This window comes from Marinomonas sp. IMCC 4694, assembly GCF_008122525.1.
Taxonomy (GTDB): domain Bacteria; phylum Pseudomonadota; class Gammaproteobacteria; order Pseudomonadales; family Marinomonadaceae; genus Marinomonas.
Genome location: NZ_VSRV01000001.1, coordinates 1,254,732 through 1,278,174 on the forward strand (window position 1 = coordinate 1,254,732; position 23,443 = coordinate 1,278,174).

The 23,443-nt window shown below is 47.0% G+C and carries 19 protein-coding genes; 14 read left to right on the forward strand and 5 right to left on the reverse strand.

Annotation, left to right across the window (positions count from 1 at the left end; all coding sequences use genetic code 11):
- The first annotated feature begins 34 nt into the window (after nucleotides 1-34).
- The 8 genes from FXV75_RS05710 to FXV75_RS05745 all read left to right on the forward strand — a co-directional run bounded on the left by FXV75_RS05710 (nucleotide 35) and on the right by FXV75_RS05745 (nucleotide 8,681).
- Nucleotides 35-1,237: a thiolase family protein gene (locus tag FXV75_RS05710; protein ID WP_148831590.1), complete on the forward strand. Its 1,203-nt coding sequence runs from the start codon at nucleotides 35-37 to the stop codon at nucleotides 1,235-1,237.
- A 22-nt stretch (nucleotides 1,238-1,259) separates the two neighbouring features.
- Nucleotides 1,260-2,021 carry a crotonase/enoyl-CoA hydratase family protein gene (locus tag FXV75_RS05715; protein ID WP_148831591.1) on the forward strand — a complete coding sequence of 254 codons (762 nt, stop codon included), beginning with the start codon at nucleotides 1,260-1,262 and terminating at the stop codon, nucleotides 2,019-2,021.
- Between the two features lie 49 nt (nucleotides 2,022-2,070).
- Nucleotides 2,071-2,838, forward strand: a complete 768-nt coding sequence (locus FXV75_RS05720) for a 3-hydroxyacyl-CoA dehydrogenase (protein ID WP_148831592.1) — start codon at nucleotides 2,071-2,073, stop codon at nucleotides 2,836-2,838.
- Nucleotides 2,839-2,851: 13 nt separating this feature from the next.
- Nucleotides 2,852-4,594 (forward strand): acyl-CoA dehydrogenase family protein, encoded by a 1,743-nt coding sequence (locus FXV75_RS05725; RefSeq protein WP_222863092.1) that lies wholly within the window; start codon nucleotides 2,852-2,854, stop codon nucleotides 4,592-4,594.
- Between the two features lie 66 nt (nucleotides 4,595-4,660).
- Nucleotides 4,661-6,514 (forward strand): feruloyl-CoA synthase, encoded by a 1,854-nt coding sequence (locus FXV75_RS05730; protein WP_148831594.1) that lies wholly within the window; start codon nucleotides 4,661-4,663, stop codon nucleotides 6,512-6,514.
- A gap of 9 nt (nucleotides 6,515-6,523) precedes the next feature.
- Nucleotides 6,524-6,943, forward strand: coding sequence for an acyl-CoA thioesterase (locus FXV75_RS05735; protein WP_148831595.1), 420 nt, complete (start codon nucleotides 6,524-6,526; stop codon nucleotides 6,941-6,943).
- Between the two features lie 56 nt (nucleotides 6,944-6,999).
- Nucleotides 7,000-7,749, forward strand: a complete 750-nt coding sequence (locus FXV75_RS05740; RefSeq protein WP_148831596.1) for an electron transfer flavoprotein subunit beta/FixA family protein — start codon at nucleotides 7,000-7,002, stop codon at nucleotides 7,747-7,749.
- Nucleotides 7,749-8,681: an electron transfer flavoprotein subunit alpha/FixB family protein gene (locus FXV75_RS05745; protein WP_148831597.1), complete on the forward strand. Its 933-nt coding sequence runs from the start codon at nucleotides 7,749-7,751 to the stop codon at nucleotides 8,679-8,681. Before FXV75_RS05740 ends, FXV75_RS05745 begins: the two co-directional genes overlap by 1 nt.
- A 71-nt stretch (nucleotides 8,682-8,752) precedes the next feature.
- On the opposite strand, the gene FXV75_RS05750 is transcribed toward FXV75_RS05745, so the two are convergent.
- Nucleotides 8,753-11,101: an FdhF/YdeP family oxidoreductase gene (locus FXV75_RS05750; protein ID WP_262368474.1), complete on the reverse strand. Its 2,349-nt coding sequence runs from the start codon at nucleotides 11,099-11,101 to the stop codon at nucleotides 8,753-8,755.
- The gene (fdhD, locus tag FXV75_RS05755) at nucleotides 11,079-12,179 is read right to left on the reverse strand and encodes a formate dehydrogenase accessory sulfurtransferase FdhD (protein ID WP_262368475.1); all 1,101 of its coding nucleotides are present in this window, start codon (nucleotides 12,177-12,179) and stop codon (nucleotides 11,079-11,081) included. Before fdhD ends, FXV75_RS05750 begins: the two co-directional genes overlap by 23 nt.
- Before the next feature lie 197 nt (nucleotides 12,180-12,376).
- On the opposite strand from fdhD, the gene FXV75_RS05760 reads away from it, so the two are divergent.
- On the forward strand, nucleotides 12,377-13,753 hold the full coding sequence (locus FXV75_RS05760; protein ID WP_148831599.1) for a peptidoglycan DD-metalloendopeptidase family protein: 1,377 nt from the start codon (nucleotides 12,377-12,379) through the stop codon (nucleotides 13,751-13,753).
- 25 nt (nucleotides 13,754-13,778) lie between these two features.
- On the opposite strand, the gene FXV75_RS05765 is transcribed toward FXV75_RS05760, so the two are convergent.
- From FXV75_RS05765 to folX, 3 genes are read right to left on the reverse strand one after another with little or no spacing between them, the layout of a single operon-like run.
- Nucleotides 13,779-14,606 carry a CsiV family protein gene (locus FXV75_RS05765; RefSeq protein WP_148831600.1) on the reverse strand — a complete coding sequence of 276 codons (828 nt, stop codon included), beginning with the start codon at nucleotides 14,604-14,606 and terminating at the stop codon, nucleotides 13,779-13,781.
- Entirely contained in the window at nucleotides 14,603-18,016 is a 3,414-nt protein-coding gene (gene mfd / locus FXV75_RS05770) for a transcription-repair coupling factor (protein ID WP_148831601.1), read from the reverse strand. The genes FXV75_RS05765 and mfd overlap by 4 nt, the downstream gene beginning before the upstream one ends.
- Before the next feature lie 7 nt (nucleotides 18,017-18,023).
- Entirely contained in the window at nucleotides 18,024-18,392 is a 369-nt protein-coding gene (folX, locus tag FXV75_RS05775; protein WP_187424854.1) for a dihydroneopterin triphosphate 2'-epimerase, read from the reverse strand.
- Between the two features lie 438 nt (nucleotides 18,393-18,830).
- Here folX and FXV75_RS05780 point away from each other — a divergent pair, with 438 nt between their 5' ends.
- The 5 genes from FXV75_RS05780 to nqrE are packed head-to-tail and all read left to right on the forward strand — an operon-like array spanning nucleotide 18,831 to nucleotide 23,432.
- The gene (locus FXV75_RS05780; protein WP_148831602.1) at nucleotides 18,831-20,168 is read left to right on the forward strand and encodes a Na(+)-translocating NADH-quinone reductase subunit A; all 1,338 of its coding nucleotides are present in this window, start codon (nucleotides 18,831-18,833) and stop codon (nucleotides 20,166-20,168) included.
- Nucleotides 20,169-20,171: 3 nt separating this feature from the next.
- On the forward strand, nucleotides 20,172-21,368 hold the full coding sequence (locus tag FXV75_RS05785; RefSeq protein WP_148831603.1) for an NADH:ubiquinone reductase (Na(+)-transporting) subunit B: 1,197 nt from the start codon (nucleotides 20,172-20,174) through the stop codon (nucleotides 21,366-21,368).
- Nucleotides 21,361-22,158 carry a Na(+)-translocating NADH-quinone reductase subunit C gene (locus tag FXV75_RS05790; protein WP_148831604.1) on the forward strand — a complete coding sequence of 266 codons (798 nt, stop codon included), beginning with the start codon at nucleotides 21,361-21,363 and terminating at the stop codon, nucleotides 22,156-22,158. The genes FXV75_RS05785 and FXV75_RS05790 overlap by 8 nt, the downstream gene beginning before the upstream one ends.
- Nucleotides 22,159-22,160: 2 nt before the next feature.
- Complete coding sequence (locus FXV75_RS05795; RefSeq protein ID WP_148831605.1) at nucleotides 22,161-22,823, forward strand: NADH:ubiquinone reductase (Na(+)-transporting) subunit D; 663 nt, start codon at nucleotides 22,161-22,163, stop codon at nucleotides 22,821-22,823.
- Nucleotides 22,824-23,432: an NADH:ubiquinone reductase (Na(+)-transporting) subunit E gene (gene nqrE, locus FXV75_RS05800; protein WP_148831606.1), complete on the forward strand. Its 609-nt coding sequence runs from the start codon at nucleotides 22,824-22,826 to the stop codon at nucleotides 23,430-23,432.
- Nucleotides 23,433-23,443: the final 11 nt, after the last annotated feature.

Here is a 23,443-nt window from a genome sequence, read left to right on the forward strand (position 1 = left end):
CATTTATTTTTAGTCATTTATTTTAGGAATTCCTATGTCCATTCAAAATATCGAGATCCCCTACGGCGCATATTGGAGTACGCCTTTCACGAAATGGCAGGGTGCTTTGCAGCATTTGCATTCGATGAAGTTTGCTGCCCACGTGGCCAAAGCAGAATTGGCAAAACGCAACATCGATCCATTGATCTTTGATTCGGGTGTGCTGGGCATGACCATCAATCAGTACCAATCGTTTAACGGAGCGCCTTGGCCTTTATACGATATTGGTGCGGTTAATACTGCTGGCCACGCGGTCAATCAAGTGTGTGCAACCAGTGCGCGAGGCTTGTTTGCTGCCGCCTCTGAAATTGTGTGCGGCATGGCGAAAGTGTCATTGTTGATGACGGCAGATCGTTGTTCCAACGGTCCGCATATTTATTACCCCAATGCCAAAGGGCCGACCGGTTCCTCAGAAGACCAAGTCACTTACAACATGATGAACGATGTGATTGGTGGGCATTCTATGATGCAAACGGGGGAAAACGTTGCTAAACGTTTTGCTATTACCCGTGAAGAGTTAGACCAAGTGACGTTCCGTCGCTTTGAGCAATACCAAGACGCCTTAAAGGACAATCAAGCGTTTCAAAAACGTTACATGACCGTACCACTATCCATACCGACGGCGAACTTCAAAAAAGAAGACACGGTGATTACGGGGGATGAAGGGGTTTTCCCGATGACGCTGGATGGTTTGCAAAAACTCAAGCCGATTCAAGAGGGTGGTGTTATCACCTTTGGTAATCAGACGCACCCTGCTGATGGCAACGCGTCCATGGTGGTTTGTCACACCGACCAAGTGGCGGATTTGACTCAAAACCCCGACATTAAAATTGAAGTGTTGGGCTTTGGTCAAGCGCGTGATGACTTAGGCTATATGCCTGCGGCGCCGATCGAGGCCGCAAAACGAGCGCTGGCGGTGGCGGGGGTCGACATTAAACAAGTCAATGCCATCAAAACCCACAACCCATTTGCTGTGAACGATGTGGCGCTGGCCAAAGCTATGGATCTTGATGTGATGGCGATGAACAATTTTGGTTGCTCCTTAATTTGGGGGCACCCACAAGGCCCAACAGGCACGCGCGCTATTATTGAGTTAATTGAAGAATTGGCCATGAATGGTGGGGGTTACGGTTTGTTTACAGGGTGTGCCGCCGGTGACACTGGTATGGCGGTGGTGATTAAAGTATCCGACCGATAAATATAAGAATAGAGGCAATGTTATGACAAGTTACCAATTTATTGATTTTTCTGTGGCTGAAGGGATTGGGCATTTACAGCTGAACCGCCCAGAAAAGAAAAACGCGATTAATGACCGTTTGTGTCTTGAAATTGAGCACGCATTTTTGAATTTAACTGACGATGTGAACGTCATTGTTTTGTCGGGAAGTGGTCCTGAATTTTGCTCTGGTTTGGACCTGCGTGAGCACAAAGCCCGTGAACCTTTTGACGTGGTTAAGCATTCGCAAATGTGGCACCGCGTGTTTGGACACATTCGTGAATCTGGCATCCCTGTGGTGGCTGCGATGCACGGCGCGGTGATTGGTGGTGGTTTGGAGTTGGCGATTTGTGCCCATGTTCGCGTCTCAGAAGGCAACACTTTTTATCGTTTGCCAGAAGGTAAGCACGGTATTTTTGTAGGCGGTGGTGCGTCTGTCAATGTCGCTAACGTGATCGGTACTAGCCGGATGACGGAAATGATGTTAACGGGTCGCGATGTGAGCGCCGAAGAGGGCTTGCGTATTGGCTTAGCGCATTATGTTGTGGACACAGGCGAGGCATTAGCCAAGGCGTTTGACATTGCCAAAGGCATTGGTAAAAACTCCAAATATTCCAATTGGGCGATGACCACAGGCTTGAGTCGAATCGGCAACATGTCATCTCAAGAAGGTTTGTACACCGAGTCTTTGATTTGCGGTATCACTCAAACCAGTGAAGAAGTGAAAGCGCGAATTGATGCGTTTTTGAACCGTAAAAAATCTTAAATGATCTTGATTAGACGATAAAAACAAGAGAAATACGAGGAAAGCTGACATGCAAATTCAAGGCAAACATTTTGTGGTGACGGGTGGTGCGTCTGGTATTGGTGAAGCGGTTGCGCGTCGTTTACATCGCTTAGGCGCCACGGTGACGCTCGCTGATGTAAACGACGCGGGTTTGACCCGAGTAAAAGCTGAATTGGGTGATCGTGTGCAGGGTTGTGTGACCGATATCGTTGACGAAGCATCGGTAAAAAGCGCGTTGGATAAAGCCGTGGCCGCTTTTGGCCCCATTAGTGGTTTGGTTAATTGTGCTGGTATTCCTGGTGCAGAGCGTATCGTTGGCCGCGAAGGCCCCCATCGTTTGGCGTCTTTTCAGCGCGCAGTGTCGGTTAACTTGATTGGTACGTTTAACATGATTCGCTTAGTCGCAGATAAAATGCAACACAATGAGCCAGAGGCCAATATGGAGCGCGGTGTGATGATCAATACGGCGTCTGTAGCCGCGTTTGATGGTCAAATTGGTCAAGCAGGCTATGCGGCTTCAAAAGGCGGCGTATGTGCAATGACCCTGCCTATTGCCCGTGAATTGGCGCGTTTTGGGATTCGTGTGATGACCATAGCGCCTGGGTTGTTTAAAACGCCGATGATGGATGTGTTGCCTGAAGAAGTGCAGAAATCGCTGGGCGCTTCAGTACCTTTCCCACCGCGTCTTGGTGAGCCGGATGAATACGCGTCTTTGGCGCAACATATTATTGAGAATGGCATGTTGAATGGCGAAGTGATTCGTCTTGACGGCGCTATTCGAATGACGGCGAAATAGACCGGAGACGATGATGAGCTATCAAGCACCTTACAAAGACATGCAACTTCTGGTGGCACAGGCCTATCAGCAACATGGCTTAAATAGCATTGAATCCTTGGAAGGGTTTGACCCCGAGCTGGCCAATGCCGTGATGGAAGAGGCGGCGAAGTTCGCTTCTGGCGTTTTGGCGCCGCTGAATACGGTGGGTGATGTGCAAGGCTGTCGGTTTGACAACGGACAAGTCACAACACCGGATGGCTGGAAAGACGCATTTCAGCAGTTTGTTGAGTCGGGCTGGATGGGCTTAGCGTTACCTGAGGCGTTTGGTGGTCAGGGTCTGCCGAAGTACATTGCCCAACCTGTCAATGAAATGTGGTTGTCAGCGAATTTGGCGTTTGTGATGTTTCAAGCGTTGGCGCAAGGTGGCTCAGAAATCTTGATGGCGTTCGCTAATGACACGATTAAACAGCGTTATTTGACGAAAATGGTCACTGGGGAATGGACGGTCGCGATGGCGCTTACGGAACCCAATGCTGGTTCCGATTTGGGTGCGTTAAGCACAAAAGCCATCCCGCAAGCCGACGGTACTTACCTAATTAAAGGTCAAAAAATTTACATCACCTATGGCGAGCATGACTTAACCAGCAATATTGCGCATTTAGTACTGGCGAGAACCCCAGACGCCCCAGCGGGCAGTCGCGGTATTTCGTTGTTTATCGTGCCTAAATATCGTGTTGATGAGGAGGGCCGTTTAGGCCAATTTAACGACGTTCGTTGTACGGGGATTGAGCATAAACTGGGTCTGCACGGCAGCCCAACCTGCTCCATCAGTTACGGCGATCAAGACGCGTGTATGGGCGAATTGGTCGGTGAACTGAACCAAGGTTTGATGGCGATGTTTGTACTGATGAACGAGGCCCGTTTAAGCTGCGGTATGCAGGGCGTCGCTCTGGGTGAGTTGGGTTACCAGCGCAGCGTTGACTATGCCCAAGAGCGCACGCAAGGCACCAACAGTAAGGGGCAAGCTGTGGCCATTATCGAGCATGCAGATGTGAAACGTATGCTGGTTGATATGCGAGCAGAAACCTTCGCGTTGCGTGCCTTGGGTTATCAAATTGCGGCACAGATTGATGCGGTCGAACACTCACAAGACCGCGCCACACAAGACAGAATCGCCTTGCTAACGCCAATTTTTAAAGCGTTTGCAACGGAACGTGCCAATATCATGGCCGGTCAAGTGATTCAGGTATTTGGCGGCATGGGGTTTGTGGAGGAAACGGGCGTCTCGCAAATCCTTCGTGATGCTCGCATTACGACCATTTACGAAGGTACGACGGGGATTCAGGCCCGTGATTTGGTGTTCCGTAAAATTCGTGGCGATCAAGGTTGTGCCTTGTCCGCTTTGCTGGATGAAATGGACGCGATGGCGGCTAAGTTCGATGCCGATGATTCACTCACAACCAGTGCGGCGCAGATGCGTCATGCTGTTCAGAAGGTTCGCTGTTTGTTGACGACACATTTATTGAGCGAAGACGCGACTTTTTTACAGGGTGTGTCCGTGTCTTTGCTAGAGGCCATGGGGGTTTTAAGCTGTATGTGGCAGCTCTTTAAGGTATTAGATTACCTGCCTATCCAAGGCACGTCAGACGAAGCCTATAAGCAAAACTTAGTAGCCATGACGATGTTTTATGGTGCGTATCGTTTGCCTTCTGCGTTGGCAGCGTTAAATGTCGTTGAGCAGAGTGGGGCAGGGCTGAGCGTGTTTGAGTTTTAATGGCAAGGCGAGCGTCGACACAATTGACAATAATAAAAATAACCAACGTGGTTTCGGGAGTAAATAATGAACGGTGAATTCCATCCTATAAAAGTCGTTACCCATCCGATTGATATTGAGAAACGGGCAGATGGTGTACAAATTATTAATAGTCAAAAAGCACTGGATCACTATGCTCGTTGTTGGACGGACCAACTCGAATATTGGGCCGATAAAACCCCGGATCAACTGTTTGTCGCGCAACGTGATGCGCAAGGGGAATGGCAAAAATTCACCTATGCTCAGACGGTGACCCGAGTGCGCCAGATAGCTTCTTGGTTGCTGTCACAGCCGGTGTCGGTTGATCGTCCTATTGTGTTTTTATGTGGCAACAGCGTAGAGCATTTACTGCTGGCATTGGCGGGAATGTATGTGGGAATTGCCCATGCCCCCGTGTCGCCTGCGTATTCTTTGATTGCGACGGACTACAGTAAGTTACAGCACATTTTTGACGTGCTCACCCCAGGCTTAATTGTGGTGGATGAGTTGGCACCTTATGAAAAGGCCATAAAAGCGGTTTGCCAAGACGTAGACACGCCGGTTGCGGTGATCAAGGGCGATACGAACGCCAGCCTCATTGATAACCCTATTATTTCGTTTGAACAATCGTGGGATTTTCCTGAATCCACTTTGGTGGATGATGCCAACGGGCAGGTAACCGGTGACAGTGTCGCAAAAATACTTTTTACTTCGGGCACCACAGGCATGCCCAAAGGTGTGATAAATACCCAGCGTATGATCTGCGCGAATCAAGTGATGATCCGTCAAGTGATGCAGTTCTTGCAAGATCAGCCGCCGATTATGGTTGACTGGCTGCCTTGGAATCATACCTTTGGCGGCAATCACAATGTAGGTATTGCTTTGTACAATGGCGGTAGTTTATATCTTGATGATGGTAAGCCGACGGAAAAAATGTTTGCCAAAACGTTGCAAAACTTAGCAGAAATCTCACCTACCGTGTATTTCAATGTCCCAAAAGGGTTTGAACTCTTGGTGAAAAACCTTAAAGCCGATACCGAGTTGGCGCAGAAGTTCTTTGCTCGTTTGCAGTTCACTTTTTTTGCCGCGGCGGGCTTAGCGCAGCATATTTGGGACGATTTGGATGCGTTGGCCATTCAATACACGGGCAAAAAAATTCCCATGCTAACCGGTTTGGGCTGCACAGAAACCGCCCCATCGGCCACATTTGCATCGGTAGAAGAATCCACTTCTGGTGTGATTGGCCTGCCTGCTCCTGGTGTGACGATCAAATTGGTGCCGAATGAAGGCAAATTAGAGGCAAGAGTCAAAGCCGAAACCGTGATGCCAGGTTATTGGCGGCAGCCTGAATTGACCGCAAAAGCCTTTGATGAAGAGGGTTTTTACTGTTTGGGTGATGCGTTTGCGTATTTAGATGAAAATGCACCACAGCGAGGTTTCCGTTTTGATGGGCGTGTTTCTGAAGACTTCAAATTAGACAGCGGTACTTGGGTGAGTGCGGGCACGTTACGAGCGAAATTCATCAGTGCGTTTGCGCCCTTTGTTCAGGATGTGGTGTTGTGCGGTTCGAATCGTGGCTACATTACGGGGTTGGTTTTCCCTGATTGGGCCCATTGTCAGGCGATTTTGCCAGATGGTTTGGTGGAAACTCATGAGCAAATAATAGAACATTTTGCTGTGCGCGAAGCATTTCATCAAAAGCTCTTAGCGTTTGCCAAAAACAGCACAGGTGGATCCACTGTCGTACAGCGAATTCTATTGCAAGCCCTACCGCCCAGTATTGATGCTCACGAAGTCACAGATAAGGGCTCGTTGAATCAGCGCGCGGTTCAGGCGAATCGTGAAGATCAAATCGAGCTTTTGTACCAAGAGTCTGTGCCGGATTCGGTCATCAGTTTATAGGGGCGTATTATGTTTCATAACACGCGCCAAGTGTCTATCGAGTGGGGTGACTGTGACCCTGCTGACATTGTGTTTTATCCAAGGTATTTTGCTTTTTTTGATGCTTCGACTGGGGCGTTATTTGACGCTATGGGCTTCACCTTAAAATACATTCGTGATGAGCTTCATGCGGTGGGTTATCCGATGGTGGACACACGGTCACAATTTTTTAAACCGTCGAGATACGGGGATGTGGTGACCATACACAGTGAATTGACACACATTGGGCGAGCCAGTTTCGGCATTCGCCATCGACTTTTTAATGGGGATGATTTGGCGGTTGAGTGTTCAGAGAAGCGAGTCTGGGCTTGTCATGACGCGTCAGGTGCGCTAAAAGCGCTGCCCATTCCTGAACAAATTAAACAGCGAATGAGCACTGATCGACCATGACCATGAAGACAAACAGACAGACAGACAGACAGATTAAACGAATAGGACAGTAAAAAATGAAAATATTAGTCGGTGTTAAGCGAGTAATTGATTATAACGTCAAGGTTCGGGTGAAAGCAGACGAAAGCAATGTGGATTTAACCAATGTAAAAATGGCCATGAACCCTTTTTGTGAAATTGCTGTGGAAGAAGCCGTGCGTTTAAAAGAGGCGGGCGTTGCATCAGAGATTATTGTGATGAGCGTGGGCGGCAGCCAAAGCCAAGAGCAGCTACGAAACGCGCTGGCTTTAGGTGCTGACCGTGCCATTTTAGTGTCTGTGGAGGGCGAAGTTGAGCCTTTAAACGTTGCCAAAGCCTTTGCGGCCGTGATGAAAAAAGAACACGTCGGCTTAGTACTCTTGGGTAAGCAATCGATTGATTCGGATAACAATCAAATGGGGCAAATGTTGGCGGCACTGACGCAGCGCCCACAAGGCACGTTTGCCTCAAAAGTGGTGGTGTCGGACGATCTCGCTCTGGTGACTCGTGAGATCGATGGTGGCTTGCGAACCTTGGCTCTGTCATTGCCCGCCATTGTGACGACGGATTTGCGTTTAAACGAACCGCGGTACGCTAAGTTACCTGACATCATGAAAGCCAAGCGTAAGCCTTTAGATACGATGACGTTAGCGGATTTAGATGTCGCAGAAAAAAAACATACTCGTGTCGACAAGGTAGCGTCACCGATTACCCGAAGCGCGGGCGTAAAAGTGGCTTCAGTAGACGAATTGATCCGTAAATTAAAAGACGACGCGAAGGTGATTTAATGACAACTTTATTGATAGCAGACCATAATACAACCGCTTTGTTACCTTCTACTTTGTCTGCCCTATCGGCAGCGCAAGCGATTGGCGGCGATATTCATGTGTTGGTGGCCGGCAAGAACATGGAGCAAGTGGCAGCGCAAGCGGCGCTTTTATCGGACGTCAGTAAGGTATTGTGTGCCGATAACGACGCTTATCAGTATGCGTTGGCAGAACCCATGGGAGAATTGTTGGTGCATTTGTCTTCTGGTTATTCGCATATTTTAGCGGCGTCGAGCTCCGAATCAAAAGATTTTATGCCGCGTGTGGCGGCACTGTTGGATGTGGGTCAAGTGTCGGATATTTGTGCGGTGTTGAGCGCGGAGCAATTTAAACGACCTATTTACGCCGGTAATGCGATTGCCACGATAACGATGTTAGATGCGGTGAAAGTGATTACGGTGCGTGCCTCTTCTTTTGATAGAAATACCGAGAAAAATGCTCAGGCTTGCGCGATTGAAGCGGTGAGTTTTGTCGCTCAGAATGGCTTATCCATTTGGCAGAATGATGAGATTACCGAGTCAACGCGCCCAGATTTGTCCGGTGCTGGTCGCATTGTGTCTGGTGGCCGCGGCGTCGGTAGCGGTGAGAGTTTTGCGTTGATTAATGCGTTGGCGGATAAGCTAGGTGCGGCCGTCGGTGCTTCTCGTGCTGCCGTGGATGCGGGGTTTATTTCCAACGATAGTCAGGTGGGGCAAACGGGTAAAATTGTGGCGCCAGATTTGTATATGGCGTTTGGCATCTCCGGTGCTATTCAACATTTGGCTGGGATGAAAGACTCTAAAGTAATCGTTGCGGTTAACAAAGACGAAGAGGCCCCTATCTTTCAAGTCGCCGATTACGGTTTAGTCGCTGACTTATTTGATGTACTGCCGGAAATGACAGCAAAATTATGAGTGTGTGGACAGGGTTTAGCCCGTTTATTGGTGACCTTAACCGAGCCTAGGCTCGGTTTTTTTTGGCTCTTTTAGGGGCGTGAAGAAAGCGCGATCTTACTGCTATTGTCTTCGAAGGCCTCCAGTTCAATCGCGATGCTTTTTGACGTAGGCGTATGGCTAAATTCGCCACGGCTGTCTAGCGGTACTAACGGGTTGGTTTCTGGGTAGTACGTTGCGATGTTGCCAGCGGGTATGCTGTACGGCACCAGTTTGAAACCACTGACTTTTCGTTCCACACCATCGTCCCACAGGGAACGCAGTGTGACGCTTTGACCTTCTTGAAACCCTAAGCGTTGAATGTCGGCCGGGTTAATAAACACCACATTACGCTCCCCTTTAATGCCACGATAACGGTCGTTCATCCCGTAAATAGTGGTGTTGTATTGATCGTGTGAGCGCAAGGTTTGCATGATCAAGGTGTTATCTGTGACCAAGCTTCTGGCGCGTTTTGGCAAAATCGACTCCGGTAAGGCATGCGTGTGGCAAATGGCTTTGCCAGCAGGGGTTTTCCAGTGGCGCTCTCTGGCGCTGTTGCCCAAATAAAACCCTCCGTCTTGTACTATGCGTTGGTTAAAATCGCTAAAACCTGGCACCACGTCAGCGATGTAATCGCGAATAATGCGGTAGTCACCAATGGCCTCGTTCCAGTCAATAGGGAAATCGCCTAAAGTAGCCGCCGCCATGCCAGCAATAATAGCGGGTTCGGATTTTTGTTGGTTGCTTAGTGGTTCCAATACGCCGCCCGAGGCGTGAATCATGCTGAAAGAATCTTCTACCGTAACTTTTTGTTGGCCATGGGCTTGGTGGTCAATGTCAGTACGGCCCAAACACGGCAGGATTAAGGCATCGGTGCCGGTCATGAGGTGCGATCGATTGAGTTTGGTGCTGATTTGCACGGTCAGTTGGCATTTTTTCAATGCTTGTGTCGTGGCTTGAGTGTCGGGTGTTGCGGCCGCAAAGTTACCGCCTAAAGCAATGAATACACCGACTTTGCCCTCACGCATAGCATGAATGGTGTCGACCACCGCCAAGCCTTTATGCTGTGGTGGTGTAAATGCGAAACGTGTTGCTAAGGCGTCCAAGAACGCTTGGGAAGGATTCTCATTGATGCCCATAGTGCGATCACCCTGCACGTTACTGTGGCCGCGTACCGGACAGGCCCCTGCACCTGGTTTACCAAGGTTGCCACGCAGTGCCAGCAGATTAACCATTTCGTGAATCGTTGGCACAGAATGATGATGCTGAGTAATACCCATCGCCCAGGTGAGAATCACGCTGTCTGCTTTGGCATAGACGTTGGCGGCTTGGGTGATGTCGTCTTGAGTGAGTCCAGATTGTTCAATAATCGCCTGCCAAGGGGTGCGTTTTACTTCTTCCAGATATTCCTCTAGCCCTTGCGTATGCTGATGGATAAATTCATGGTCAAATACAGCTTTTTGGCCTTGTTGTTGAGCCTCGGTTTCGAGATCGATCAGCACCTTAACCATGCCGCGAACTACGGCCATGTCTCCGCCAATTTTCGGGCAATAATACCCAGTATTCGTCGGCTTAGACCCGTTGGTGAGCATTTCAATGGGGTTTTGAGGGTTCTGAAAACGCTCTAAACCACGTTCGCGCAGAGTATTAAATGTAAGCAGTTGAGCGCCGCGTTGAACGACTTCTTTCAGTGTTTCCAGCATACGTGGATGATTAGTGCCAGGGTTTTGGCCAAACACAAACACCGCGTCGGCGCGTTCAAAATCGTCTATTTCAACCGTGCCTTTGCCAATGCCAATACTGCTGGTGAGGGCATAGCCGCTGGCTTCATGGCACATGTTGGAGCAGTCTGGGAAATTATTGGTGCCGTAAGCACGAGCGAATAATTGGTATAAAAAAGCGGCTTCGTTACTGGCGCGTCCCGAGGTATAAAAGGCCACATTGTCAGGGCTGGATTGGCTTTTTAAAGTGTCGGCAATGAGCGCAAATGCGTGTTCCCAAGAAATGGCTTCGTAGTGATCGGTGTCTTGGTTGTATCGCATAGGCTCGGTTAAACGGCCTTGGTATTCTAAAAAGTAATCACTTTGAGTATTTAACCAAGAGACGCTGTGTTCAGCCATAAAAGCCGCGTCGACTTTACGTGAGGTAGCTTCCCAGTTAACCGCTTTGGCACCGTTTTCACAAAAACGAATTTTGGCCGGATCGTGTTTTTCACCCCAAGCACAGCCCGGGCAATCAAAGCCGTGTGGTTGATTGGTTTTGAGCAAAGTGTGTATATTACGCACGGCATTGTCGCTTTTTAGCCAATGAGTGGTGGTGCTTTGCAGTGCGCCCCAGCCGCCAGCAGGGCCCTTGTAAGGGGTATAAAAATCTGTTTTTTTACTCATGGTCTTTTTGCTCATGGTCTTTGCCCTCTGGTGGTTGCGAAGACGCAAATACACGCGGTGCATCTTGCTTGGGTAAATGAATTAACGTTAAACCATAATGCTGTGCCAGTTTAACCGCTAGGGTACTAGGAGACGCCAAATGTATGAGCCTCGACAAGCCAACTCGTACTGCTTTTTGAATCAATTCTGTACTGCATCGGCTGGTCATTACTACACTGTGGTTGTGTAGATGAATACCCTGTTGGAGTGCGTAGCCGATGACTTTATCTAGGGCATTGTGGCGACCGATGTCTTCCATGCAAAAAATAGGCTCGCCTTGTGGCGATATCAATAAAGCGGCATGAATGGCACCCGTCAGCTTGCCCAATGTTTGGCGATCTGACAGCTGTGTTTTCAATCGCGCCAATGTTGCTTGGTCGATCGGGGCGCTAAAGGGCAGTACATCGAGTGCGGGAAGGGCTTGATCAAGCGATTCTACGCCGCATAAACCGCAGCCACTGGCGCCAAGGTGTCGGTGTTTTCTTTGTTTGAATTGAGCAAATCGACGAGGACTCAGCACAAGGTTAATCTCAAGGCTGTGAATGCCAAGGTCAGAATGGGTGTGTTGCCATTCCATGTCTCTGATGTCGTCCAAATGACGAACAATACCTTCGGTGCGAACGAAGCCGATAACAAAGGCGTCTAAATGGCTTGGTGTTACCATCATGACGGCGTGCACAATGCCATTGACGCTGATTGCCAAAGGGGTTTCTACGACTAATTCGACCGACTCGGCGTGGTCCGACACAAGGTCGCCTCGGTCAAATGTTTGCGACTTGTGACTAGGGAAAGAAAGAGTCGAGTGTTGCATAGTATGGGATACAATCCGTTTGAAAGCAGGTTCAATAGTACGGAGACACGCCACGGTCGTCCAATGCTTTTGCGCCAAAAAAGAGCATGAAAGCGACGCCACCTTGTTCTTCATGGTCGTGTGGATCTGAAAACCTTGTCTTGCTTCATATTCATAAATGATAATATACAATTGATCGAAAAAGTAACGTATTCTAACGCCATGGCCTGAACGTTTGAGCCGCCAGCAATGAGGTCTTGGCATTAAGATTAAGTCGATGTTGTGTAAAGCGTACGGTCAAAATCGCACAGACTGTGGTTTTTTACTTGTCGTGTATGGTAATGGATCGGCGTATGTTGCAGAGTACGCCGCTGTTTTTTATTCAATGAGCGTGTATGGCCAAAGTGTTAGCGCGTAGGTCGGGTTTTGTAGCGCCTTTTTTGTGGATGAGTTGTTAATTTATGTCGTTTATTGCACGTCTTTTAAGTGGGCTTTTGTCCGGCCCAAGAGCTTGGATTGTACTTATTATCATTGTGTTTATTGGATTGTTGTTGGTGTATCGATCTCTAGTTTCACCGTCTCTTAATCCTTCGAGTTATCAGTTGCCTCTTACCATAGATTCTTCAACGCTGACGGCTGCGCCGGAAGACTTAGTCGCACCGCCCTATGTTGTAACGACCGATAAAAAGACTGAAACCGAGGATCGTGCGCTTGTAAGTACGAACCCTTTAGACATCATCGAAAAGCCACCGGCTGGGATTCCAGCGATCGACTATGAGATTAAGGCGGGCGATACGCTAGCGGGCATTTTTACCAGTTTGGGTTTACCTGTTAATGATTTGTATGGCGTGCTTGAAGCGGATCAAGAGTACTTGGTGCTTGAGCCACTGATGCCTGGTGATACCTTTATTTTTGCTTTGGACGAGAAGGGCGAATTAGCGTCACTAACGCGTCGCTTGGATGTGAGCAAAAGTGTGTCATACGTTCGACATGATAACGGTGGTTTTAATTACGAAGAAACTATTAAGCCTATTACTTACTTGAGTGAGGCGTTGCACACTACTATACAGAATAACTTTTACTTGTCGGCAAAAAGTATTGGATTGTCTGATGGTAATATTCTGATCGTTAACGATTTATTAAAAGGTCGGGTGAATTTTCGTAAAGATTTACGCGCAGGCGACGCGTTTAACGTCATCATTAAAAAGGGCACTGTAGAAGGTGTTGACGTTGGGAAAAGCCAAGTAGAAGCGTTAGATATCACCGTGAGAGGTCAAACTTACAGTGCATTTTTACATTCCGACGGGCGTTATTATGATGCAGATGCAAACAGTTTAACCGCCGCCTTGTTACGTTGGCCGACACGAAAGCCTTTTCGCATCAGTTCTTCGTTTAATGCAAATCGTTTACACCCTATTACAGGCGGTAAATCGCCTCATAATGGGGTGGATTTAGCCACGCCCAGTGGTACAGAATTAGTGGCGACAGGGGACGGTGTGGTGACAAGAGTCGCGACCCATAAATACGCAGGTAAATACATCGTGCTTGATTATACGGGGCCCTATGGCTCGCGCTATTTGCACTTGAGTAAGGTATTAGTAAAAAATGGCCAGCGAGTAAAGCGCGGCCAAGTGATTGCTTTATCGGGTAATACTGGTCGCACAACAGGGGCCCATTTGCATTATGAGCTTCATATTAAAGGCAAACCAGTGAATCCGATGACAACAAGCATTCCAACCTCTCAATCCATCGCAAAAGAGGAACGTCAAGCCTTTGTGGCCAATGTGGCTGAGTGGTCAAAACAGCTCAGGTCAGACGTCAGTGATGTTTTACAGTAGGATACGGTTTTGCGGTGGGTGTTCGTTACTCTGCTACGGTTTTGGCGGCTATTTTTTCGATGGCGTCGTTTAACTCGATCGGTTCAAAATACAGCATAGTGCCGATCGTTGGGTGGTCTAAATAGTTGACTTTTTTGCTGGCGGTTTTGTTGCTTTGGTTGAGTGTTAACACCAGTGCGGGCTCAAATTCTTTGAACTGCGTTTGTGGCGCTATTGGCTTTGTAAGAGCGTTTTCCGGTTCTGACGCTGTCGTGGGTTGAGTAAAAATAGAACGCAAGATGGCTTCTTGATCAACCGGTTGTAGGTCGAGTGAGCTGTCTGCGACCTCCAGTTGTTCGGGCACAGTGAAACTGTCGAATAAATAATGCTGATAGCGAATGTCCGACTCCAAATAACGTCCTAAGGTGATGGCGATCGTGCCTGTCAATTCTGGGTAACCGTCTTTTATTTGTTCGCTGTGGAAGGTTTTTCGTACAGTGTCGCCTGTTTGTTTGAAAATCAGTGTCCATCGCTGGTTTGATAATACGGTAACGTGGCGATTCAATTTTTGCTTGATATCAGCAAAAGGTGCCAATTCTCGCGTTTTATCCAGTGTACTTTCTTGCAGTTTTGGCTGTGTTAATGAAAGAGGTGAGCCATCGCTTGTATCAATGATATCGAGGCGCAGCAAGTTCTGTACAGAGAGGACGTTCTCGTAGTCAATATGCTCTTCAGATTGACCTTCTGGCCATAAAAAAGTCACTAAAAAGCCTTCATACGCTCGGGCGGTTTCTGGATTAAAGTCACTGTCCTCGGCGAACAGTGAAGTACTGAGCAGAGTGAGGGTTAGGGCGGTCACGATCAAGGCTTTCAATGTAATAATTCCAAAGTCAGAGTGGTTTGCTGGAAGCGTTCTTCAGCTGTGTTCATGGTAGCGATAAACTTCAAGGTGTCCGATCCTATTAACTTGTAGGTGTCCGGTTTGGTTTGAATAAGTTTAATCAGTTTCATTGGGTCGACCGGTGTTTTGCTGTTAAAAAACAGTTTACCTTCTTTTGCATTCGCTTCAATTTTATTAATGCCAAGTTGTTCTGCTTTTAGCTTTAATTCAGTTTGGCGAAACAGATTTTTTGTCGCGTCCGGAAGTAAACCAAAGCGATCAATCATTTCAACTTGTAGATCTTTAAGCTCACCGCTGACTTTGGCACTGGCAATGCGTTTATACAAAATCAGTCGAGAGTGTACATCGCCTAAATAGTCTTCAGGAATCAAGGCTGGCACTCGTAAATTCACGTCCGTTAGCGCCGGTGACGTGATGTCTACATCGGGGGACTCTCCGTTTTTCAACGATTTGACGGCCCGATCCAACATGTCCATAAACAAAGAAAAACCAACGTGTTCAATATGACCACTTTGGCCGTCGCCTAATAGTTCGCCAGTACCACGAATTTCTAAATCGTGAGTAGCTAGGGTAAAGCCGGCGCCAAGGGTGTCGGCGAGCAGGATGGCTTCAAGGCGTTTTTCTGCATCACCCGTCACTTTTCGATCATTGGGTGTAAGCAAATACGCGTACGCCTGGTGATGCGATCGACCTACGCGACCACGTAATTGATGGAGTTGGGCTAAGCCAAACTTGTCGGCACGTTCAATAATAATGGTGTTGGCGTTAGGGATGTCTATACCGGTTTCAATAATAGTCGAGCACACTAAAACGTTGGCGCGCTTATGATAAAAATCCGACATAACTTGTTCTAATTCTCGTTCGCGCATCTGGCCATGGCCCACAATGACTCGCGCTTCAGGGATTAACGCTTCCAGTTCTTCGGCGGTTTTTTGAATGGTTTGCACTTCGTTGTGTAAAAAATACACCTGACCACCACGATGCAACTCTCGTAATATGGCTTCTTTTATTTGATGATCATCGCGCTGCTGAACGAATGTTTTCACCGACAAACGTTTGGCGGGCGGAGTGGCGATAATGGACAAGTCTCGAATGCCTGACAGGGACATGTTAAGCGTTCTTGGAATCGGAGTAGCGGTGAGCGTTAATATGTCGACTTCGGCTCGCAGCGCTTTAAATTGCTCTTTTTGTTTCACACCAAAACGGTGTTCCTCATCGATGATGACCAAGCCAAGATTGGCAAATTTCACATCACTTTGTATTAGTTTGTGTGTGCCGACAACAATGTCAGCTCGACCATCTTCTAGTTTATCAATGGCGGCGTTGGACTGCTTACCAGAACGGAATCGTGACAGCAATTCAATTTCGACAGGCCAGTCTGCAAAGCGGTCGCAGAAGTTTTCATAATGTTGTTGGGCAAGCAGTGTCGTGGGCACCAGTACGGCAACTTGTTTGCCATCTTGTACGGCTAAAAAAGCCGCCCGCATGGCGACTTCGGTTTTGCCAAAGCCCACGTCGCCACAGACTAAGCGATCCATAGGTTTTTTGTTGGACATGTCGGTCATTACCGCATCGATGGCCATTTGTTGGTCTGGAGTTTCTTCGAATGGGAAGCCAGCAGCGAACAATTCATATTGGTCATCGGGTTTAGCAAACGCATAGCCTGCGCGGGATTCTCGTTGGGCGTATATTTCGAGTAACTCCGCGGCGGTGTCACGGGCTTTTTCAGCGGCTTTTTGTTTGGCTACGCTCCATTTGTCGGTGCCTAATTTGTGCAGCGGAGCCGTATCTTCGTCGGCGCCCGTATAGCGTGAAATAAGTTGTAAGGATGATACGGGTACATACAATTTCGCGTCATTAGCGTATCCCAGCGTTAGAAGCTCGGTTTCTTGTCCGTCGATTTGTAGGTTGGTTAAGCCAAGATAGCGGCCGACTCCGTGATCAATATGAACCACGGGCGCGTTCATTCTTAGTTCAGTCAGGTTGCGAATAATCGCGTCTTCACTGACGTTGTTTTGCTTGTTGCGTCGGCGATGTTGGGAAACACGTTCGCCCAGTATTTCGCTTTCAGGTATCAGTGTTAACTCATCGTTAATGACAAACCCCCGGCCAATATTACCTTCCGTAATAGCGAGGGATTTGCTTGATTTTGTGAACGCTTTCCAATCATCCACGTGTTTAGGTTTTATGTTGTGTTTTTTAAGCAGATCTAACAAGGCTTCGCGACGACCAGCGGATTCTGCCACGATCAAAACACGGGTATGAGTTTGGCTTAAAAAGTGACTGAGTCTGCCTAGGGGCTCGGCGGCCTTGGAGTCAATTTTGACACTGTTTAGGGCTTGATAAAACGGGTGTTCTCCTGTTGCTGTGAAAATAATGTTGGTGTATCGATTCAGTTGAGCAAACAGCTCATCTTCCCTCAGGCAGATTTCGTCTGGCTTTAAAATCGGTCGTTCAATGTTGTAATTCAGGGATTCATGGCGGCTGCGAAAATCCAGCTGGATGCTGGCAAATTGTTCGTTAAAGGTATCTGAACGTACGATTAGGGTAGTGTCTGGTAAGTAGTCAAACACACTGGCGGTCTGTTCAAAAAACAACGGCAAATAATATTCTATTCCCGCAGGAATAAGGCCGCTTGAGATGTCTTGGTAAATAGGACTGGATAAAGGATTGGTTTCAAAACGTTCCCTAAATCGTTGGCGAAAGCTTTGTATGCTCTGTGATGTTGTTGGAAACTCTTTTGCTGGCAACATTTTAATTTCAGAGACTTTATCAATGCTGCGTTGAGTTTCTGGATCAAACCAGCGAATGGTGTCAATTTCATTATCAAACCAGTCTATACGAATGGGGTTTTCCGCTCCCATTGGGAACACATCCATCAAGGCGCCTCGAATCGCGTATTCGCCATGTTCGTGAACATTGTCTACATTTAGGTATCCGGCGTTGGTAAGTTTCCTTGAAAGTTGTTCAAGGGGGAGCTCTTGGCCTGCTTTTAAATGAAAGCGCTGGGCGTCTAAATGCTGTTTGGGGCAAAGGCGTGTGATGCAGGAGGCGACGGTGGTTAAAATAATGGGGTTCTTTGTTTCGGTCAGTCTAGCTAATGTTTCCAATCGTTGGGAAACAATGTCTTGATGAGGTGAAAACGCATCGTATGGCAAGGTCTCCCAGTCACTAAACCTGAGAATTTCCTTTTTTTGATGATTAAGAAAATGTATTTCGTCTTCAAGCTCATTGAGCTCGGCCACCGTGTTCACCATAAATAAGATAGGCTGTTTGTATTGGGCGGCGATCGCAAGGAGTTGAAGCGCTTTACGACTGCCTTCTAATCCATGAAGGGTATTTTTAAAGCCTGGTTTTAAGGTGATCGATACGGTGTCAGACATGGTGGTTTTATGGTTCTCTATTAGCAGAAAGCGTTAGTGATACAGAGTCCGCGAAGCGTAAAGCGTGTGGCTTAGCGACTTCAATTTTGGCAAACGTAACGTGATGAGACGTCATGCAAAGTTCCAATAAATCGGCGGTGAGTTTCTCAAGTAAAAGGAAACGGTTGCCTTCGGTATGAGCAATCATTTCTTTGCAAATAGTACGATAATTGACGGCATTTTCCACGTCGTCGGTATCGTAAGCTTGTGAAGCAGGATACTGAATCCAGGCATTAATCACGACATCTTGTTTGTTTTGTTTTTCAGATTCATTGAATCCGATATAAGTTCTTAGGCGTAAGTTTTTAATATGAATTTGAGCTTCTGGTTTGATCATCGCTTTTCTTCCATTGTTTGGCCTGCTGAATCAGTAGGCAATATTGTGTCGTTTTCAACATTATAAGGCAACTCAGTACGGTACGGCTCAATGTGTTGTTTGGATTAAAAGGTCGTACTTTTATGTTGCTAAAAGACGATGCGTTTAATAATGCACAACTTTTGTAATTAAATAACAAAAAAGACAGCTAGAAGTGAAAGAAATCCATCTGTGGAGAAAGAATTAGTAATTTAAGTAAAAGTTGGTGCTTAAAGGCATCGTCATACGCTGGTCAAGGGGGGGAATGATCTTTATAATACGTCGGTTTTTTGGTGAAGTGAGTTTGTGTTTCGCAATTAAGGTTAACTTAACTGCTAGCTTATGCATGATTTCCCGGAGGGGGGTGTAAGCACAGCACATTACGCTTTTTGTGTTCAATTTATTGTTGGGCAGAACATAATGTATAAAATTACAAAAGGCCTGGATCTGCCGATCTCAGGTGCTCCCAATCAAGTGATTGAGAAGGCGGCTAACGCAAAAACAGTCGCTGTTATCGGTCCTGACTATCATGGTATGAAACCTACTATGTTGGTTGCGGAAGGGGATAAAGTTAAAAAAGGTCAAGTTATCTTTACAGACAAGAAAACAGACGGTGTGAAATACACAGCGCCTGCTGCTGGAACGATAATGGCCATCAACCGCGGTGCACGACGTGTTTTTCAATCGGTTGTTATCCGTGTTGAAGGGAATGAATCTGAAACGTTTGCTGCGTATTCTGGATCAGAATTGAAGTCTTTGGAACGTAGCAAAGTGGTTAGTAATCTGGTGGATTCTGGATTATGGACCGCATTTCGTACACGTCCTTTCTCAAAGGTACCTGAAGTTGCTTCAGTGCCAAACTCGATTTTTGTTACAGCGATAGACACGAATCCATTGGCCGCTTCTCCTGAAGTTGTGTTGGCTGATCAGGCTGAGGCGTTTGCTGATGGTCTTACTGTGTTGACGCGTTTGACAGAAGGTAGCGTGTTTTTGTGTAAAGCACCCGGCGCTAAAATTCCAACAACGAGCGATGTGACCGTTGAAGAGTTTTCTGGCGTACATCCTGCGGGCCTAGCTGGTACTCATATTCACTTTCTTGATCCTGTAAACGATAAAAAAACGGTTTGGTCGATAAACTATCAAGACGTCATTGCCGTTGGTAAATTATTTGTTACCGGTGAACTGAGCGTAGATCGTGTTGTTGCATTGGCTGGCCCACAAGTCAAAAAGCCTCGTTTGCTTCGAACGCAAGTAGGCGCGAGCCTAGATGGTTTGTTAAACGGCGAGCTAAGCAGTGGGGAAAACCGAGTCATTTCAGGGTCGGTATTATCTGGTCGCAATGCTCATGGCCCGTTTGCTTATCTTGGTCGTTATCACAACCAAGTGTCTGTATTAGAAGAAGGTCGTGAGCGCCAAATGATGCATTACCTTCGTGCTGGTGTCGAAAAACATTCTATTATGAATGTATTTTTCTCTAAGCTGACAGGTAAAAAGTCGTTTGATATGACTACGACAACCAATGGCAGTGATCGTACCATGTTGCCGCTGGGGAATTTTGAGCGCGTTATGCCGCTTGATATATTACCGACTCAATTGCTGCGTGCGCTGGTGGTGAACGATACCGAGCAAGCTCAAAAATTGGGTGCGCTTGAGTTAGATGACGAAGATCTGGCTTTGTGCACTTACAGCTGTTCAGGTAAGTTTGAATACGGTCCGATCCTTCGGGATTGTCTAACTCTAATAGAAAACGAGGGTTAATTCATGGGACTTAGAAAAGTACTCGATAAAATGGAGCCTGATTTTCATACAGGCGGAAAATATGAAAATTGGTATGCCCTCTATGAGGCCGTTGACACCATTTTTTATCGTCCTAGTTCTGTTACTAAAAATGGTTCACACGTTCGTGACGCGGTTGATATGAAGCGCATCATGATTTTAGTGTGGATGTGTACCTTTCCAGCGATGTTCTTTGGCATGTATAACATTGGTTTTCAAGCCAATACGGCTATGGATGCAATGGGCGTCACTGCAGTGGACTCTTGGCGTCATTCGATTATTGGTAGTTTAACCAATTACGATGCGACCAGTGTCTGGGACAACATGATTTATGGCGCACTGCATTTCTTGCCTATCTATCTAACGGCCTTTGCAGTAGGTGGTTTCTGGGAAGTCTTGTTTTCTTCCGTGCGTAAGCATGAGATTAACGAAGGTTTCTTTGTTACTTCTATTCTTTTTTCGTTGTCTTTGCCGGCTACCGTTCCATTGTGGCAAGTCGCCCTCGGGATTAGCTTTGGTGTGGTATTGGCGAAAGAAGTGTTCGGTGGGACAGGTAAAAACTTCCTTAACCCGGCGCTTGCAGGTCGAGCCTTTTTGTTCTTCGCTTATCCCGCGTCTATGTCGGGTGATGCGGTTTGGACAGCGGTTGATGGTTTTTCAGGTGCAACGGCATTAAGTCAGCTTGCCGCTTCTGGTGTAGCGGGTTTGACTGTGGGTTGGTCTGATGCCTTCTTTGGCTTTGTTCAAGGTTCTATGGGTGAAACGTCTACTTTAGCAATTTTAATCGGTGGTTCTGCTTTACTGATTATGCGCATTGCGGCTTGGCGAATTGTGGCGGGCGTGATGTTGGGCATGGTGTTGACGTCATCATTGTTTAACATGATAGGTTCGGACACGAACCCTATGTTTGCAACGCCTTGGTATTGGCATCTTGTTCTAGGTGGTTTTGCCTTTGGTATGATGTACATGGCAACCGACCCTGTTTCTGCTTCTATGACGAATCGTGGTAAGTGGTTTTATGGTGCCTTGATCGGTCTGATGGTTGTTCTTATTCGTGTTGTTAACCCTGCTTATCCCGAAGGGATGATGCTAGCCATTCTGTTTGCGAACTTGTTTTCGCCATTCATAGATCACTTTGTGGTTCAGGCTAATATCAAACGGAGGGTTGCACGCAATGGCTAGCAGTAACGATAGTATTCAAAAAACCATCATAGTGGCGTTAGCGTTATGTTTGGTGTGTTCTGTGTTTGTTGCCGCCGCGGCGGTTGGTCTAAAACCTATTCAGAACTCCAACAAAGATTTAGATCGTAAGCGTAATATTTTATCTGCTGCTGGTATGTTAGAACCTGGTAAATCAGTCGACGAGATATTTCAGACGGTAGAAACGCGCATTGTTAACTTACAAACTGGCGCCTTTGCGACAGACGCTGAAATGAAGGAAGCGGGTATTAATCCGGCTACCTACGACCAGCGAGCCGCTTCGAAAGACGCTAATTTATCGGTTGCTTTGAAAGGAGAAAATGATCCGGCGAGTATTAAACGTCGTGCGAATTTTTCTTCAGTCTATTTGGTGAAATCCGGCGATCAAATTGATCGGGTAATATTGCCTGTTCATGGTTATGGTTTATGGTCCACTATGTACGGTTTCATGGCATTGAAAAATGATTTTAATACCGTGATAGGCTTTGGTTTCTACGCTCAAGGTGAAACACCTGGGTTGGGCGGTGAAGTAGACAATCCAAACTGGAAAGCGTTGTGGAAAGGAAAAGAGGTATACGACAACGAAGGTCAAGCGGTGCTTAGGCTTGCCAAAGCCGGTGTTGACAGCTCGGATCCTGAAGCGATACATAAAGTTGATGGTTTGTCTGGTGCAACCTTGACCAGCCGTGGTGTCACTAACCTTGTGCAATATTGGTTAGGTAAAGAGGGCTTTGCCCCCTTCTTGACACAACTTCGTAGTGGAGGAGCTTAAGAATGTCTGATATTAAAAAAGTTCTCTTTGGGCCTATTCTTGCGAATAACCCTATTGCTTTACAGATTTTGGGTATTTGTTCTGCACTGGCGGTAACCAGTAGTTTGAAAGTCAGTTTGGTTATGGCAATTGCCTTAACTTTGGTAACGGCTTTTTCAGGCTTTTTTATCGCTATTATCCGTAATCACATTCCAAACAGCATTCGTATCATTGTACAGATGATCATCATTGCGTCCTTGGTTATTGTGGTGGATCAGATCTTAAAAGCCTTTGCGTTTGAAATCAGTAAGCAGCTTTCTGTGTTCGTTGGTTTGATCATTACGAACTGTATCGTAATGGGTCGTGCCGAAGCGTTTGCAATGAAAAATGGCCCTGTTATGAGCTTTGTCGATGGTATCGGTAATGGCTTGGGTTACAGTGCTATGTTGATTGTGGTGGCGTTTTTCCGCGAATTACTGGGTGCTGGCAAATTATTCGGTTTTGAGATTTTCGCAACCGTTCAGAATGGTGGCTGGTATCAACCAAATGGTCTGATGTTACTTCCGCCAAGTGCTTTCTTTGTGATTGGTTTGGTTATTTGGGCGTTGCGTTCTTACAAGAAAGAGCAAGTTGAAGCGCCTGAGTTTAAGATAGCAGCCAATTCTCGCTCTCAGGAGGCGCTCTAAATGGAACATTTAATCAGTCTATTTGTTAAAGCTGTTTTTGTTGAAAACATGGCGTTGGCGTTCTTCCTTGGTATGTGTACTTTCTTGGCTTTGTCCAAAAAAGTAGAAACCGCTATTGGGTTAGGTATTGCCGTTGTTGTTGTGTTAGCGATTACTGTACCGCTTAACAATTTGTTGTACAAAAACCTTCTTGCGGATGGTGCTCTTGACTGGGCGGGTTTGCCAGGGGTTGATCTTAGTTTCCTAGGTCTATTGAGCTACATTGGTGTTATTGCCGCGGTGGTTCAGATATTGGAAATGATGCTAGATAAATACATGCCCGCGTTATACAACGCGCTGGGCGTCTTTTTACCACTAATCACAGTGAACTGCGCCATCATGGGTGCGTCTTTGTTCATGGTTGAGCGTGACTACAATTTCAGTGAAAGTCTCGTTTACGGTGTCGGTGCGGGTATTGGTTGGGCGTTGGCTATTGCGGCGCTTGCTGGTATTCGAGAAAAGCTTAAGTATTCAGATGTTCCTGCAGGTCTTCGTGGTTTAGGTATCACGTTTATCACAGTAGGACTGATGAGTTTAGGGTTTATGTCATTTTCTGGTGTGCAGCTTTAATCGGCTGCATG